This window comes from Bacillus sp. ISL-75, from assembly GCF_018613095.1.
On record NZ_JAGGQX010000023.1, the window covers coordinates 1 to 15,195 of the forward strand.

Genomic DNA, 15,195 nt, shown 5'->3' on the forward strand with positions numbered 1-15,195 from the left:
ATTTGATTTTTTGTTTTTCAACATTAAACATTCTTACCAAATTAACCTACGAATTTACGAGTAAGGAGCTAGTTTCGTTCATGATAACTCGGCGCTATGCGCCTGCGGGGTCTCCCCTGCCCCGTCCTCCCGCAGGAGTCTTCGCGCCTTCCGCTCCAATCAACTTGACTATAAAATCAACAATGACATTTAATCACATCCTTTCTTTTTCAAGAGTGAATTGCACAGAAGGCCGCTGCGTATTGCAGAGGCCTTCTGTTTTATTATTTAGAATTAATCTTCCTGCGGAAACCACAAGGTAACGCTTGTTCCCTTATTTAACTTGCTTTTTACTTTTATGACGCCCCTATGCGCATCCATTAATGCTTTTACAATCGAGAGGCCAATTCCAACTCCTCCGGTTTTGCGGTCTCGTGATTTGTCCCCGCGGTAGAAGCGTTCGAATATATGCGGAATATCTTCCTCAGCCATCCCTGATCCCTCATCTTGAATCTTGAAGCCGACATAGCCCGACATATCCGTTTGGACAGAAATAGTGACGTTTTTTCCTTCTGGCGTATACTTTAGGGCATTATTGAGGATGTTTGACAGGATTTGCATCAAGCGATCCCTGTCTGCTTCAAACATTTCGTCCTGAACAGGTTCCTCTATATGGAGATGGACACCCTTCTCTGTAAACAACGGCAGAAACATCTCAAATAACGCTGCCAGCACACTTCCTGCATCCAATTCCATTTTTTCCAATCGAATCTGCGGATTTTCAGCGGCAAGAAGCTTTTCTAGTTCATTGACTAGCCTTACTAACCGCATTAGCTCTTCATGGGTTGTCTGCAAACGCTGTGGAGTCGGCTCCCAAATACCATCCTGAAATGCTTCAATTTGACTTCTCAATGTGGCCAGCGGTGTGCGAAGCTCATGGGCCAAATCACCCGTAAAATGCTTTCTTAAGTTTTCTTCCTTTGCCAACGACACTGCAAGATTATTAAACGAAATCGCAATGTCCTTTACCTCGGTAGGCAAGCCCGATAATGGAATCCGAATGTCAAGATTATGATTCTGCAGCTCATTTGCCGCAAACGATAGCTTCTGTAATCCTGAAGTGAGTTTTTTGGAAAAAAGCATACTAAAGATAATTGCCAGCACGATCGTCAAACAAACGGCTGCATAAATGTACAATTGAATCGTTTGGATAAATGTATACTCATCATCAATTAAACCTTTCGGATAGATGGCGACAAGTTTCCCAATGATATTATCATCTACCCTTAGTGTATAGGTCTTGGAATGCCATTCTTCACCATTTGGAGCAGGTTCAGCTAACCCGAAACTATTCAACATGCCACGGATGTTCGAGGAATCCATCTGCAATTGCCCCAGCCGATCATACAATTGGAAGTAAAGCTGCTCGGTCATCGCATGTTCGTGCAAGAGCCCAAACACTGGGTCACTGGTAAAATGGCCATTTTTTTTATAATCCTTTTCAATTTCCGTAATAATCCGATCAATCTTTTTTTCCCGATTGTGATCTAAATAGCTGCTGAAACTCTCTTCAAATCCATACTGGATAAAAAAGCTCACAATGATGATGGCGATCATTGAGATGAGTATTAAATAAAAGAGAATTTTAGACCGGAGCGTTTGCAGCATCTAATACGCCTCCAAATTTGTAACCCATCCCGAATACCGTCACGATAAAATCTGGCTGCCGTGAATCCAGCTCAATTTTTTTTCGAAGATTTTTGATATGGGTATCCACACTGCGTTCATAGCCTTCATAATACATGCCTTCATCCTGAATCTTTTCAAGCAAATCCATCCGGCTGTAAACCCGGCCCGGATTCACCGCCATATTGGTTAACAGCTTATATTCAATCGGTGTTAGGGTAATATAGTCTCCGTTAACGGTTACTTCCTTTTTTATTAAGTCAATGACAAGCCTTTTTCCATTGAATTCAAGTCGTTCTACTTTCTCCGACTTTTTCACACGCCTTAAAATAGCTTGCACGCGAACAACGACTTCCCGAGGGCTAAACGGTTTGGTTAAATAATCATCCGCCCCCATCACGATTCCGTTGATTCGGTCATCTTCAGCCGATTTGGCTGTCAGCATCAGGATTGGCACGTCCGATTCTTTTCGGACCAGCCGGCAAACTTCTTCACCAGATATATCGGGCAGCATTAAGTCTAATATGATTAAATCAGGGTTTAGTGTTTTTACTTTTTTCAAGGCATCAATTCCATTATCTGCACTATGAATTTCATAGCCTTCTCTTATTAAATAGGCTTCAAGAACTTCTATAATTCTACGTTCATCGTCTACTAATAATATCTTCATTTTTACCACTCCCCACATAATAACTATATCATTTCAAGTCTGTGATGTTTGTAACTTCACAAATTCACCACAAGTTCTTCATAACATCTTCAATCTTTCTCGGTAAGATGTGAGTGTAGTTAGGAATGAGGGAATAACTAAAAGGACTCCCAAGTTTTTGTTATCACCTCATTGATGCAGTAGTTGGTTCAACACCATCTTACTCATCCCAAATTTAACCTCTCTTTTTTATATAGTTCGGACGTCCCAATTGGTGGGACGTCCATTTTTTTTAATAAATTTGCTACAAAATAAGGCGCTCGTACAGCAAACTCTATAGTATGCTTAGGGAGTGAGGTGCTTGGACATATGAATAAAATATCAGTTAAAATTGGCGTTCTATTTTTTATTGCAATCTTTATACTAGAAGGCATTTCGATGGTTTTTTTGCATAATAATATCATTCATTCCCGGGTGCATGAAGAGTTAACTTCTCTCCAGACACGAGGGAATAATCACCGTGAGATCCTCGAGGCTTCATTTCATGATGAAACCATTCGGCACATTGCCATAATGGAGGCACAGACCGATACACAGGTGATTCTGACAAAACCAGATGGAACGATTTATATGTCGTCCAATAAGGTTGCAGATGAAATGAAAAAAATCATGAATATTAAGCTAAAAAGTGTGCCACACGAGGGTTTAATTTTAGAAGACGACTGGAAAAACGAAGCTTATATCGCTTCCATTAGCCCAGTAATTGTTGATAATAAAATCAACGGTTATGTTTATATGTTTCAAAATACAAAAAAAATCAAAGATTTAATTTCCGGACTTAACCAGCATTTCCTGATTGCTGGCCTGCTTTCCCTCTTGTTTATGATTATTATCATTATCTTTTTGACCAGGTTTGTCACTCACCCGCTTATTCAAATGAGTGAAGCAACAAAACGGATCAGCAAGGGAGATTTTTCTGTATCCTTGCCAAACGTTGGCAAAGACGAAATCGGAGAGCTCGGGGAATCCATTAAAGTGTTAGCAAGTGATTTAGAAATTCTAAAAAATGAACGGAATGAGTTCCTTGCAAGCATCTCGCACGAACTCCGTACTCCACTGACTTATATTAAGGGCTATGCAGACATTGCCCGCCGACAAGGAACGAACAATGAGGACAGAGATAAATATTTAGGAATTATTTTTGAAGAGACTGGCAAGCTATCGAAACTAGTGAAGGAATTATTTAATCTCGCAAAAATGGATGAAAATACTTTTTCAATAGAAAAAGAAGAGGTTCATCTATTACCTTATTTTCAAACAATCATTGAAAAAGTTTCACCGGCTCTCATGGATTACCAGATGGAAATCATTCTCGAATGCCCGGATCATCTTTATGCAAAAATTGACCCGATGCGCTTCGAACAAGTGATCCTCAATCTGCTTGATAATGCACGGAAATATTCGGAGCCACAAACAAAAATAGACGTCGTCGTTAAAAGAATCGACGGAGGGATTCACATGATTGTTCAGGATGAAGGGAAGGGTATCCCCGAAGAAGATTTACCGCGAATATTCGAGCGATTTTATCGGGTCGATAAATCACGAACGCGTGCTCTCGGCGGTACCGGACTCGGACTCTCAATCGTCAAACAATTAGTGGAGGCTCATGGCGGAACCATTGAAGTTTCAAGCAGCCGCAATATAGGAACAACCTTTGAGCTCATCTTGGGGTAAAAAAATCCTTATCGTCATCGATAAGGATTTTTTTCTTATTCTGCTTTTTTCTTCACTTCATCTGTCAATTCCTTAATGCTCTTTCTTACATTCGACTTGCCAGAGTAGTTTTCAATTAATTCCTTTACATCAATCCCGCTTGATGCTTTTAATGATTATTGAAGACTAGCCATTAAATTGGTGGCATAACTGGTGATTTTATTGGCACCGCCATTCGTTCCAGAGCCGCCCGTATCGACAACCGTAATTTTTTCAATATTGGATAAGGGGGCAGCGACTTGCTTCGCATATTCTGGGAGCATTTTGATAATCATGTCTAGGATTGCCGCTTGTCCGAATTGCTCGAATGCTTCGGCAATTTTTTCCTTGGCTTCGGCTTCTGCTAACCCTTTTAAGCGAATAATTTCTGCTTCCGTCGAACCCTGTGCCTTTTGCGCTTCCGCTTTGGCAAGACCATCCAATCGAATCCGCTCTGCTTCCGCTTTAGCCATTGCTTCGATTCGATATTTATTTGCTTCTGCTTCTGCCATTTCTTTTGCCTTATTTGCGGCAGCCGATTGTTCCACAGAATAACGGTCGGCGTCCGCTTTTTTCTTCACTTCCGAATCGTATTGACGTTCGCGGTCTTGAATTTCTTTTTCTTCCAATTCAATTTGTTTCTGTCTTTCAATAATCTTGATTTGCATTTCCTGTTCCATTACTTCTTGTTTCGAACGTGCACTTTCAAGGTCGCAGGCTTGGTCAGCACGTGCTTTGGCGACATCTTGTTCACGGCGGTACTCGGCAATTTTCAAAAGATTGTAAATCAATTAGATAATTAAAAGAAATGAAGCTCAAAAACTGAAATGTACGTTTTTGAGTATTCATTAATATCAATTTACTTTTCCAGTAAAATTAAAATAAGTTCTTGAACCTCCATATTTCTTTAACAATCCAGCAAGACCTATATTTAGTTGACTTCCTAATAGAGGAAGGTTTCCTATTGTATTATTTGTTAAAGCATTTCCAATCATTTCCAATATATATTTTGTCTGTGGTGACCTAGTGAATTCCCTGCTTTGGAAACTTAAGTAGAACTCGGTATCACTTGGGGTTCTCTTTATTAAATAATCAAGTATATAAGTAACCGGATCTTCTTTATCAAAAGATTCCAGTGCTAAATGATTATATATCCTATCGATGTCCCTTGTAGAGATATTATTTTTTTCCTTAATCTTAAAGCTACTTTTATTAGTCAAGAAAGACTAATGTTAACTTTCTGTTCATAAAAAGATGCTTATAATAAAAGTAAATGTAATTAGGAGGCCAATCAGTGAAAAAGCAAGTTAAAATTTTAGTAATTGAAGACGATCCTTATATTTGTGAGTTGATTACCTTATATGCTGAAAAAAACGAATACCAAGTAAATATTGCAAACAATGGATTGAAGGGATTAGAAATGTTTTATGATAACCCTCCTGAAATTGTCATTCTGGATATTATGATACCTGAAATAGACGGTTGGGAGGTTTGCAAGGAAATTAGAAGATTTGATAAAACTCCCATTATCATGTTAACTGCAAAAAGTGAAAATTCATATAAACTTAAAGGATTCCAACTAGGAACGGATGATTATTTGGTGAAACCTTTTGATCCAAATGAGCTGATAGCAAGGATAAAAGCAGTACTCCGTCGGTCTAATCCGCTGTTTTATACAAATGAGATCCTTGACCTTCCGTTGCTAAAGATTAATCTTCAACAATACAACATAATCTATGATAACCATGAGATAATATTACCGCCCAAGGAAATGGAGCTGCTCCATTTTCTTGTCTCGAATTCGAATCAAGTGTTTACACGTCAGCAGTTGTTAAATCAAATATGGGGTTTGGATTACGAAGGCGATCCGAGGACAGTAGATGTTCATATTAAAAGGATACGAGAAAAACTGGGAGATTCCAACCCTTATTGGAAGGTCAAAACCATAAGAGGAGTTGGGTATAAGTTTGAGGTGAACAATCAGTGATTCGGATAAAAAGTATTTTTTTGAAGCTGTTTATCACATATATTGTCATACTATTTGTATCTCATTTTGTTCTTGCTATTGCTTCCTATCTGTTGTTTCGAAACAATCTGACTAACATCAATCCCCATTCAGATCTTAATCCATTACATCAAATGAAGTATTTATTTTTTTTAGCATCAATTATTTCTATTACGTTTACAGGCTTATTCGCCTACTACCTGTCTAAAAGAATCACATCTCCACTTCGGGAAATGAATCGGGTTGCCCTCCAAATTGCTAGAGGACAATTTAATCAACCAGTTAAAATCAATACGCATGATGAACTGGGAGAATGGGGGGAGACTCTCAATTTTATGGCACAGGAGTTAGCCGGATTGGATCAGTTGAGAATGGACTTTGTTTCCAATGTTTCACACGATTTGCGATCCCCTCTTACATCAATTAATGGATTTGTCGGTGCCTTTCTGGACGATACGATTCCTAATGAACGAAAACACCATTATTTTAAGATTATGAAAGAGCAAACTGAGCGAATGATTAGGTTGGTTAATGATCTTCTTGATATAGCTAGTATAGAAGCAGGGCAGATTGAAATCCGCCGAATTATTTTTAATTTGTCTGAGTTGGTTCGCCAAGTTGTGGCTCGTATGGAACCTGCACTTGTTATTAAGAAAATAAATGTTGAATTGATTTCTGAAGAGGAACAAGACATCTACGTATTCGCTGATCCAGATAGGATTGATCAAGTAATTGTCAATTTGATTCAAAACGCGATACAGTTTTCGTCACCTGATAGTTCGGTAGAAGTGCTTTTGAAAAAAGAAGAACAAGCAGTAATTGCTATTAGAGATTATGGAATGGGAATTAGTCAGGAGGACATGAAATCTATTTGGGAACGATTTTATAAAGCGGATAGAGCTCGAACCAAAAAGACGGGTACTGGACTCGGCTTGTCTATTGTTAAGCACCTTTTAGATCTTCATCAAACTAAAATTCAAGTGGCAAGTGAAGTAGGAAGAGGAACAACCTTTACATTTACGCTTCCTAATGCTTCTAAAAAAACTTAAATTGAGTAGTTTACGTGTTCACCGCGTGTTCATATAACGTTGGTATACTGTTTTTGGATTGAGAAATTATGAAAACAATGAGGAGGACATATCAAATGAAAAAATTATCGTCAAAACAAACTACTCAAGAAGATTCGCCCTTAACGGAAAACAGATTGACTGCAAGCACACTAAGATGGGTGAAGATATTTGGGGTTATTGGTCTTATCCTGTTATTGTTAGTTATAATCCTACATCTAACCGGTAATAGCCTTGGTGGTCCTGGTATGCACCACACACCACCCTCGAGTACTATAAATAAAGGAGAATAACACTCATGATTCTGACTCCCCGACTACGCAAGTTAGCACTCACTGCTCACGTAACAGCGTCAGTAGGCTGGCTCGGTGCGGTTTCTAGTTTTTTAGTTCTTGCCATCAGTGGTCTAACAAGTAAAGATACACAATTAGTGCATGCAGTCTATCTAGCAATGGAGTTGATTGCCCGTTTTATCATCGTTCCATTGTGTCTAGCAACATTAATTACAGGAATAATACAGTCACTGGGTTCCAAATGGGGGTTGTTCCGGCACTATTGGATACTCATAAAATTCCTTATTACAATTCTGTCCACTTTCGTATTACTAATTCATATGCAGCCAATTAGCTATATTGCAGGTGAAGCAGCAAAAATAACACTCTCAAGTGCCGATCTTCGCATTCAGATTCAACTCGTGGTTGCTTCAGGTGCTGCAATATTGGCTTTGCTTGTTGCCACGACGCTTTCTGTGTACAAACCGCGGGGCTTAACCCCATACGGATTCCGCAAGAACCTCAAGCAACGTTCAGGGTCGAAATCATAAGTGCAATAATTCAACTTCATACTGTTTCTTCTACTTAATTAACCGTTACTTGATTTGTTGTATGGACAACAAAAAAGGAGCATCATCTTTGCCTGGTTTAAGGCCCTGCAAGATTGCTCCTTTTAATAATACCTTTTTATGATCAAGAATTCCCCCGTATGCCTATGTAATATTATGATGTCTAAAATGGTACTTAATAGATCAACAAAAATAATTCCTTTATCCCACAATGTTTTCAGTTTCAATAATGTATTCTATAAATGCAATTGGAAACATAAGGATCGAACCGAATATAAACGTGCGGAACACCATTATAATAGGTTCAGGTTCATACTTATCCTTTAAATAGAAGTAACTTAGTAATGCCATCCCCGGAGCTGCACCGGCTAAAAATATCCCTAACATTTCTACCCCTCTTTTCATTTATCATTAAGACAAAGAATTTTAGTTTGTTACAAAAAACATTAAATTTCTTTATGAATAGAATATGTTTTAATAATAGAGTAAATTAATGAAGAAAGTATGCAGGATAAGAAATTACAAAGAAAATTCGGTTAAAAAACTATTTATTACATATTTTTTATAATAAACGAAATTAAAAAAAGCCGTAACCTACAAGGAAAACGGCTTTAACGATTACTTTAATTTTACCAATTCTGAAAGAAAATCAACTTCATCACGAAGCATATTATTTTCCTCTTGAATAAACTTTAATTTTTTCTCTATCTCCTCAGGAGAAACTGCATCTTCATGATGGTTATTGCCTTTCATAGAAATAATCATCACAAATGGATAAAGTAAAACGAGCAAGTAAAATAACCATTCCATAACAATCACTCCTTCCTTTTTTCCATCATATAAAATATACTTGCATTTTCTATGAAGATTGATAACGAAGGATACAATTGTCATTAATAGTTCACTTATTTCCTTATGTGATTAATCACCTTTTACATCCATTTGATGAGTAGGATTCGTATCCGATCCCACTACTGATACATATATTCCATAACCAACCATTACTATTAATAAATAAGCTATCGCTAAAAGTGCCCACTTTTTCCACATCATGCTCACCTCTACAATTTTACTTTTTGTAAACGTAATGCATTGAGAACAACAGATACTGAACTGAATGCCATTGCTGCACCGGCTAACCAAGGTGCAAGGAATCCGAGAGCAGCGACAGGAATACCAAGAGTATTATAAGCAAGGGCCCAGAACAAATTCTGCTTAATATTACGAATAGTCTTCTTACTCATGAAGATTGCATCTGCAATACTATTTAAATCCCCGCGAATAAGGGTGACATCGGCCGCTTCCATTGCAACATCCGTGCCTGTTCCAATAGCCATTCCGATATCAGCAACTGCAAGAGCTGGAGCATCGTTGATTCCATCACCAACCATCGCAACCTTCTTCCCTTTAGCCTGTAATTTCTTTACCTCATCCGCTTTACCTTCAGGAAGAACTTCAGCAATAACATTATCAATACCAACTTGTGCCGCTATAGCTTTTGCTGTCTGCTGATTATCACCGGTAATCATTATTACTTCTATTCCCATATTTTTAAGGCGACTTATGGCTGATTTTGAGGTTTCTTTAATTGTATCTGCTACAGCAACCATCCCGGCATATTGGAAATCTATAGCAACAATCATTGCCGTTTTCCCAACCTTTTCTAATTCGTCCATTTGAGTATATGCATTTTCTACAGCAACATCGTTTTTACTCATTAATTTTCTAGTGCCAATTAATAGTTCTTTTCCATCGACGGTTGCTTTAATACCAAATCCAGGGATCGCTTCGAACTCTGTAACAATCTTTAATGGAATCCCTTTATCCTTAATCCCTTGAACAATGGCTTGTGCTAGCGGATGTTCCGACTGTTTTTCAGCAGAGCCAACTAATGATAAAAATTCATCTTCTATTTGACTTTGAGCTGTGAATACATCTGTTAAAACAGGTGTTCCGTTTGTAACGGTACCCGTTTTATCTAATACGACCGTAGAAATTTTATGGGTCATTTCCAAATGCTCCCCACCCTTAAACAGAATTCCATATTCTGCAGCACGACCTGAACCTGCCATTATAGATGTTGGCGTTGCTAAACCCAATGCACAAGGACAAGCGATAACTAAAACTGCAATCAATTTTTCTAGTGCTTCTGCAAAATCGCCAGGAGCCACCCAAACATACCAAACGATAAAAGCTAGCACGGCGAGAGCAACAACAATAGGAACAAAAACACCGGATATCTTATCAGCAAGACGTTGAATTGGTGCCTTAGACCCCTGTGCTTCTTCTACTACTTTTATGATCTGAGCTAAAGCCGTATCTCTGCCCACTTTTGTTGCTTCAATTAATAAAAATCCATTTTTATTTATAGTAGCTCCTATTACCTCATCACCAATGGTCTTATCAACCGGAACACTTTCACCCGTGAGCATTGATTCATCAATGGCGGAGCGACCTTCCATTATCTTTCCGTCTACTGGTATCTTTTCACCAGGTTTAATATGAACGATATCTCCCACAATTACCTCTTCAATTGGGATTTCTTGTTCTACTCCATCTCTTTCAACAATTGCCGTCTTTGCTTGAAGCCCCATTAGTTTTTTAATGGCTTCTGATGATCTTCCTTTAGCCTTTGCTTCAAAAAGTTTTCCAAGAATAATTAGCGTAATTAGAATGGAACTAGTCTCATAGTAAAGTTCTACTGAATGCTCCATACTTCCGATTGACATCAATGATAAATATAAACTGTAAAAATAAGCAGCCGACGTACCTAAAGCAACTAGGACATCCATATTGGCACTTTTATTTTTTAATGCTTTATAAGCTCCAACATAAAACTGTTTGCCAATAAAAAACTGCACCGGAGTAGCTAAAGCTAATTGCACCCATGGATTCATAAACATTTTTGGGACCCAAATAAATGAAGTGAATGAAAAGTGACCCACCATCGCCCATAAAAGAGGGAATGAAAGGATGGCTGAAAAAATAAACTTCCCTGTTTGTTTTTCAATTTCCTTTTGTCGATGATCACTTGTATCTTGTACATCTTCCTTTATTTGAGCACCATAACCAAGGTTCTCTACCTTTTTAATAATTTCACCAGACGTGAGGACCGCACTGTTGTACTCAACAGTAGCTTTTTCAAGTGCCAGATTGACATTTGCTTTCGTGACACCATCTAATTTATTTAACCCCTTTTCAATTCGTGTAGCACAGGCTGCACAGGTCATACCGGTTATGTCAAATTCCGTTTTTTCATTAACAACATCGTAACCTAGATCTTTAATCTTTTTTTCAATGTCTTCAACATTTACTTTTTCCGGATCATATTTAACATTTGAACGCTCTAAAGCCAGATTAACATTGGCTGTTTCCACGCCTTCTAACTTATTTAGACCCTTTTCAATTCTTATCGCACAGGCTGCACAGGTCATACCTGAGATTTGTAAATTTGTTTCTTTTAAATTTTGACTCATAAAAGCCAACTCCTCATACCCCATATAGGTATATTTTTGTTTGAAAAGAACGTGCTAGCAACTAGCACGTCTTTTCACCATATTTATTTCACATCATATCCTTGATCTTCAATAGTTTCTTTAATTGTTTCTAATGAAACCTCTTGATTATTAAACTCAACATCGACTTTAGCGGCCTTTAAATCAACTTTAACGGTACTGATACCCTTAAGAGCACCAACACTTCCTTCTACAGCTTTTACACAATGGCCACAAGACATTCCTTGAACATTTAATGTTACCTTTTCCATTTTAAAACTTCCCTTCTTATATGAATTATTTTTTTATAAGTCTTTGAATGGTAGTTAGCAGTTCATCCACAACTTCATGGTCGCCCTCTTGAATTCTCTCAACCACACAGCTTTTCATATGGCCCTCCAAAAGAACTTTAGCAACACTATTTAAAGCTGCTTGAGTTGCTGCAATTTGCGTAATAACATCATCACAATAGGTATCTTTATCAATCAGACCTTTAATACCACGAATCTGTCCCTCAATACGATTTAATCTAGAAATAAGATTTTGTTTTGTTTTATCTGAATGATGACTCTTTCGCTCCGATGTTAAAGGATCACAGTGATCATTAGAATGATTCAGGTTAACAGGATCGTGATTATTCATTACCATCCCTCCTTTAATTCTAATTTACCATACCCCCCTATCCTATGTAAATAGGCGTTGTTAAAAATTATTTAGTTTTTTATGCGACTTCACAATATGTCCACAAGTCTCTTTCTCTTACTACAGAATAGATTGTTCAAAGTAGTTATCCTATCTAGAAACTAGCTTTTTACACTATTAACTTTAGCAGATAAATATGGAGAAACTGTGCATTTATCAAATTTTCCAAAAAGATGTCAATTCATTTCCCCTTGTGTCAAATGGTATTTTTTGTTCAAACCGGCCTTCTTATTCTTTAAGGAAAAATTTATTTTAACGGATAAATTTGCAGTAAATATGGATTTCACAAAAATTTAAAGAAAATACATAATGTTTTTTCCGATGTGACGAAAATCACTACATGTACCCCCCCCTAAACTCTATGATGACTTTGTAAATATAAAGGAGGAGAACGATATGAAAAAATATTTAGCTGCAATCTTCATCGGTATTTTAGTACTATCCTTATTTCTTACAGGGTGTGGGAATATAAAGAATAATGGAAATGAGAAGTCGGAGGGAAAAGCTGAAAGTAAAGTTTCTTCCTCTATTAGTGAGGACAAATTCATATATACAGCAAATGAGGGTGGCAGTGTTTCAAAAATCAGTATGAATGAACAAAAAGTTCTTTCAAACATTAAGGTTGATGGAGCCGTCCATAACGTTCAAGTTTCACCTAATAGTAAAGTGGTGGCTGCCACGGTTGTTCCGGAAATGATGCACGGTAATAATGATTCAATGGATATGAAGGGAAAAGCGATATTCTTAGATACTAGAACAGATAAGGTTATTAAAGAAGTGGAAGTAGGAAATCACCCTGCCCACATCGTCTTTACGGAAGATGGAAAGTATATCTTAGTTACAAACAATGAAGACAATACTGTTTCAGTTATTGATTCAAATAATTACTCGATCGTTCAAACTATTTCCACTGGGAAAGGACCTCACGGATTTAGAATATCAAAGGATAGTAAGTTTGCTTATGTGGCAAATATGGGGGAAGACACGGTAAGCGTTTTAAATCTCCAGAGTATGAAAGGGGACAAAAAGATTAAGGTTGGAGCAACACCGGTTACAACAGGTATTACAGATGATAACAAGACATTAGTCGTTACTGTGAATAAAGAAAGTGCACTTGCTATTGTAGATTTAGCTACAGGAAACATTGACAAAGTAAAAGTAGGTAACGGTCCTGCTCAAGTATATATTGAGCCTGATAATCAATTTGCCTTTGTCGCTAACCAAGGAACGGAAGATGTGCCTTCTCATTCTTTAACAAAGATTGATTTAAAATCGAAACAAGTGGTGGCAACTATTGAGACAGGTAAAGGTTCACATGGAGTCGTTACAAGCCCAGATAGTAAATTTATTTATATAACGAATATGTTTGAAGATACTGTAACTGTCATTGATAATTCCCAAAATAAAGTCCTAAAAACTATAAAAGTTGGTAAAACACCTAACGGAATTAGTATCATGCCTTAATATTTTTTCAATTGAACAAAAGATTAAGAATGGAAGCATAAACAATCAATTACTGTTTAATGAATCTTTCCTCAGATTATAATAATGACTTAAGCCCACGGTAATCATGGGCTTTTTTAGTTATCTCTATATTAAAAACCTATAAAGTTTTTCATTAATTTATATATTAAATATGAAAAAACGAAAAAAAGTAATTCAATCCCAGCGTATTGGATTGTTTTTTATATAAAATACATTAAAAAATATTTAACTACATGTTTAGTATTTCAAAACTGTAGGTATTTTGTCTTTTTGACTAACTTTTAATTCTAAATTGGTAAGGGGTCATTCTGCTATCGATTGCTTTACATTCATAGCCTTGTTTACTTAAATAATCAAGCAGCTGCGGCAAATGGGCAAGTGTTTCCTTTCTTTCATGTAACAGAATAACGATTGGTCCTTCGTGGTTTGCCATTCTATTTAATTGCTTAATCACACTGTTGACATACCGTGCGTCTTTATAATCCCAGTCCCTACTGTCAATATTCCAATCCCACATTGAATACCCATTATCATTAACAGCTTTTCTATATTCAGCCGTCATATCCGGTACACTGCCATAAGGCGTTCTCATGATATAGGAATCGACATCAGTTATTTCTTTTAATGTGTGACGGTTCTGGGTTAATTCAGCGATTACAGAATTTGCCGATGCATAAAAAAGTTTCTGATCATGTGATATACCATGTAGTCCAACTGTCTCACCGGACTGAACCATCAGTTTTGCTGCATCAGGGTATCTGCGAATATTTCCGTCAATCATAAAGAATGTCGCTTTGTAATGATATTTCTCTAGAAGTGTGATGATGTCACCAGAGAAAGCCGCCGGACCATCATCAAATGTTAAGTAAACGGTTTTTTTGGAGCCGGGTTGTGTATTATTTTGGCCAGGCTGCGTTACATTGGATTCCTTATTTGGTTGTGGAGTCCCATTTCCCTTTGTGGGAGGTTGTGCCGAGGTAGTATCAGTAGTAGTAGTTTCTGCCACCTTATTAGGCTCTCGTTCTTGCTTATTTCTCAAAAACATAGCTTCATCCTGCTGCTTTAGCATCAGTTCTTTTTCCAGTTTTATATCTTTTCTGTCCGGTACAATTGATTCAGAGGTTGGATTTTTTGTAAGTACATTTTTTTTGTGATTAATAGGTCCGCTTGCAGCTTTTGCCTTAAAATAATTACTCACAAAAACCCCTGCAAACAAGAACCCAATAACAATTATGACAATTAAAGTCCCTTTCTTCCACCCGCTCTTTAGATTCCCCATTGTTCATTCCCTCTTTGTTGATTTATTATTTTATTTTTCTTCCTCCATTATAGACGAAATTCAGTGGATAATTTTGCTAATCTATTAAAATATTACAATTATATTAAAATAATTAGAGATTAAGTAAAATGACTAGTTATTTCTTTTTAATTTAATTATAAAGTATAAGCATTTTTCTTAAAATATCTTGGCCTGTTTAATTTACTCAATTTTCCGATAATCGATCTTGTTTTTTGTAAATAAAAAATTTTCAAAG

14 protein-coding genes and 2 pseudogenes are annotated in these 15,195 nt (G+C 37.1%); 6 read left to right on the plus strand and 10 right to left on the minus strand.

Annotated features, from left to right (window positions below; all coding sequences use genetic code 11):
• Positions 1-273 precede the first annotated feature (273 nt).
• Positions 274-1,647 carry a HAMP domain-containing sensor histidine kinase gene (locus J7E63_RS10550; RefSeq protein ID WP_215011758.1) on the minus strand — a complete coding sequence of 458 codons (1,374 nt, stop codon included), beginning with the start codon at positions 1,645-1,647 and terminating at the stop codon, positions 274-276.
• On the minus strand, positions 1,625-2,335 hold the full coding sequence (locus J7E63_RS10555; RefSeq protein ID WP_215011760.1) for a response regulator transcription factor: 711 nt from the start codon (positions 2,333-2,335) through the stop codon (positions 1,625-1,627). The genes J7E63_RS10550 and J7E63_RS10555 overlap by 23 nt, the downstream gene beginning before the upstream one ends.
• 348 nt (positions 2,336-2,683) lie before the next feature.
• Between J7E63_RS10555 and J7E63_RS10560 the strand changes: the two genes are divergently transcribed.
• Entirely contained in the window at positions 2,684-4,048 is a 1,365-nt protein-coding gene (locus tag J7E63_RS10560; protein ID WP_215011762.1) for a HAMP domain-containing sensor histidine kinase, read from the plus strand.
• Between the two features lie 35 nt (positions 4,049-4,083).
• Here J7E63_RS10560 and J7E63_RS10565 read toward each other — a convergent pair.
• Positions 4,084-4,848: pseudogene (locus J7E63_RS10565) on the minus strand (flotillin domain-containing protein); the annotation flags it as partial.
• A 512-nt stretch (positions 4,849-5,360) separates the two neighbouring features.
• On the opposite strand from J7E63_RS10565, the gene J7E63_RS10570 reads away from it, so the two are divergent.
• The 4 genes from J7E63_RS10570 to J7E63_RS10585 all read left to right on the plus strand — a co-directional run bounded on the left by J7E63_RS10570 (position 5,361) and on the right by J7E63_RS10585 (position 7,961).
• Positions 5,361-6,053, plus strand: a complete 693-nt coding sequence (locus J7E63_RS10570; RefSeq protein ID WP_215011764.1) for a response regulator transcription factor — start codon at positions 5,361-5,363, stop codon at positions 6,051-6,053.
• The gene (locus tag J7E63_RS10575; protein WP_215011766.1) at positions 6,050-7,120 is read left to right on the plus strand and encodes a sensor histidine kinase; all 1,071 of its coding nucleotides are present in this window, start codon (positions 6,050-6,052) and stop codon (positions 7,118-7,120) included. The genes J7E63_RS10570 and J7E63_RS10575 overlap by 4 nt, the downstream gene beginning before the upstream one ends.
• Before the next feature lie 95 nt (positions 7,121-7,215).
• Positions 7,216-7,431 carry a hypothetical protein gene (locus J7E63_RS10580; RefSeq protein WP_215011769.1) on the plus strand — a complete coding sequence of 72 codons (216 nt, stop codon included), beginning with the start codon at positions 7,216-7,218 and terminating at the stop codon, positions 7,429-7,431.
• Positions 7,432-7,436: 5 nt separating this feature from the next.
• Complete coding sequence (locus J7E63_RS10585; protein ID WP_215011771.1) at positions 7,437-7,961, plus strand: DUF2269 domain-containing protein; 525 nt, start codon at positions 7,437-7,439, stop codon at positions 7,959-7,961.
• Positions 7,962-8,186: 225 nt separating this feature from the next.
• Here the strand turns inward: J7E63_RS10585 and J7E63_RS10590 are convergent.
• From J7E63_RS10590 to J7E63_RS10610, 6 genes and pseudogenes are all read right to left on the minus strand, one after another.
• A pseudogene (locus J7E63_RS10590) lies at positions 8,187-8,366 on the minus strand (glutamic-type intramembrane protease PrsW); the annotation flags it as partial.
• 231 nt (positions 8,367-8,597) lie between these two features.
• The gene (locus J7E63_RS10595; RefSeq protein ID WP_215011775.1) at positions 8,598-8,789 is read right to left on the minus strand and encodes a hypothetical protein; all 192 of its coding nucleotides are present in this window, start codon (positions 8,787-8,789) and stop codon (positions 8,598-8,600) included.
• Between the two features lie 111 nt (positions 8,790-8,900).
• Positions 8,901-9,032: a hypothetical protein gene (locus J7E63_RS30100; protein WP_285289927.1), complete on the minus strand. Its 132-nt coding sequence runs from the start codon at positions 9,030-9,032 to the stop codon at positions 8,901-8,903.
• 8 nt (positions 9,033-9,040) lie between these two features.
• On the minus strand, positions 9,041-11,455 hold the full coding sequence (locus J7E63_RS10600; protein ID WP_215011777.1) for a heavy metal translocating P-type ATPase: 2,415 nt from the start codon (positions 11,453-11,455) through the stop codon (positions 9,041-9,043).
• Positions 11,456-11,538: 83 nt separating this feature from the next.
• On the minus strand, positions 11,539-11,745 hold the full coding sequence (gene copZ / locus J7E63_RS10605) for a copper chaperone CopZ (protein ID WP_215011778.1): 207 nt from the start codon (positions 11,743-11,745) through the stop codon (positions 11,539-11,541).
• Between the two features lie 25 nt (positions 11,746-11,770).
• Positions 11,771-12,115 carry a metal-sensitive transcriptional regulator gene (locus J7E63_RS10610; RefSeq protein ID WP_215011780.1) on the minus strand — a complete coding sequence of 115 codons (345 nt, stop codon included), beginning with the start codon at positions 12,113-12,115 and terminating at the stop codon, positions 11,771-11,773.
• Positions 12,116-12,571: 456 nt separating this feature from the next.
• Between J7E63_RS10610 and J7E63_RS10615 the strand changes: the two genes are divergently transcribed.
• Positions 12,572-13,639 (plus strand): YncE family protein, encoded by a 1,068-nt coding sequence (locus tag J7E63_RS10615; protein WP_215011782.1) that lies wholly within the window; start codon positions 12,572-12,574, stop codon positions 13,637-13,639.
• A gap of 295 nt (positions 13,640-13,934) precedes the next feature.
• Here J7E63_RS10615 and J7E63_RS10620 read toward each other — a convergent pair whose 3' ends face one another.
• Positions 13,935-14,939, minus strand: a complete 1,005-nt coding sequence (locus J7E63_RS10620; protein ID WP_215011794.1) for a polysaccharide deacetylase family protein — start codon at positions 14,937-14,939, stop codon at positions 13,935-13,937.
• Positions 14,940-15,195: the final 256 nt, after the last annotated feature.

Coding starts and splice junctions, on each gene's coding strand:
- J7E63_RS10620 (WP_215011794.1), bottom strand. CDS start 14,939: ATGGGGAATCTAAAGAGCGGGTGGAAGAAAGGGACTTTAATTGTCATA.
- J7E63_RS10580 (WP_215011769.1), top strand. CDS start 7,216: ATGAAAAAATTATCGTCAAAACAAACTACTCAAGAAGATTCGCCCTTA.
- J7E63_RS10585 (WP_215011771.1), top strand. CDS start 7,437: ATGATTCTGACTCCCCGACTACGCAAGTTAGCACTCACTGCTCACGTA.
- J7E63_RS10550 (WP_215011758.1), bottom strand. CDS start 1,647: ATGCTGCAAACGCTCCGGTCTAAAATTCTCTTTTATTTAATACTCATC.
- J7E63_RS10560 (WP_215011762.1), top strand. CDS start 2,684: ATGAATAAAATATCAGTTAAAATTGGCGTTCTATTTTTTATTGCAATC.
- J7E63_RS10600 (WP_215011777.1), bottom strand. CDS start 11,455: ATGAGTCAAAATTTAAAAGAAACAAATTTACAAATCTCAGGTATGACC.
- copZ (WP_215011778.1), bottom strand. CDS start 11,745: ATGGAAAAGGTAACATTAAATGTTCAAGGAATGTCTTGTGGCCATTGT.
- J7E63_RS10595 (WP_215011775.1), bottom strand. CDS start 8,789: ATGGAATGGTTATTTTACTTGCTCGTTTTACTTTATCCATTTGTGATG.
- J7E63_RS10555 (WP_215011760.1), bottom strand. CDS start 2,335: ATGAAGATATTATTAGTAGACGATGAACGTAGAATTATAGAAGTTCTT.
- J7E63_RS10615 (WP_215011782.1), top strand. CDS start 12,572: ATGAAAAAATATTTAGCTGCAATCTTCATCGGTATTTTAGTACTATCC.
- J7E63_RS10610 (WP_215011780.1), bottom strand. CDS start 12,115: ATGAATAATCACGATCCTGTTAACCTGAATCATTCTAATGATCACTGT.
- J7E63_RS30100 (WP_285289927.1), bottom strand. CDS start 9,032: ATGATGTGGAAAAAGTGGGCACTTTTAGCGATAGCTTATTTATTAATA.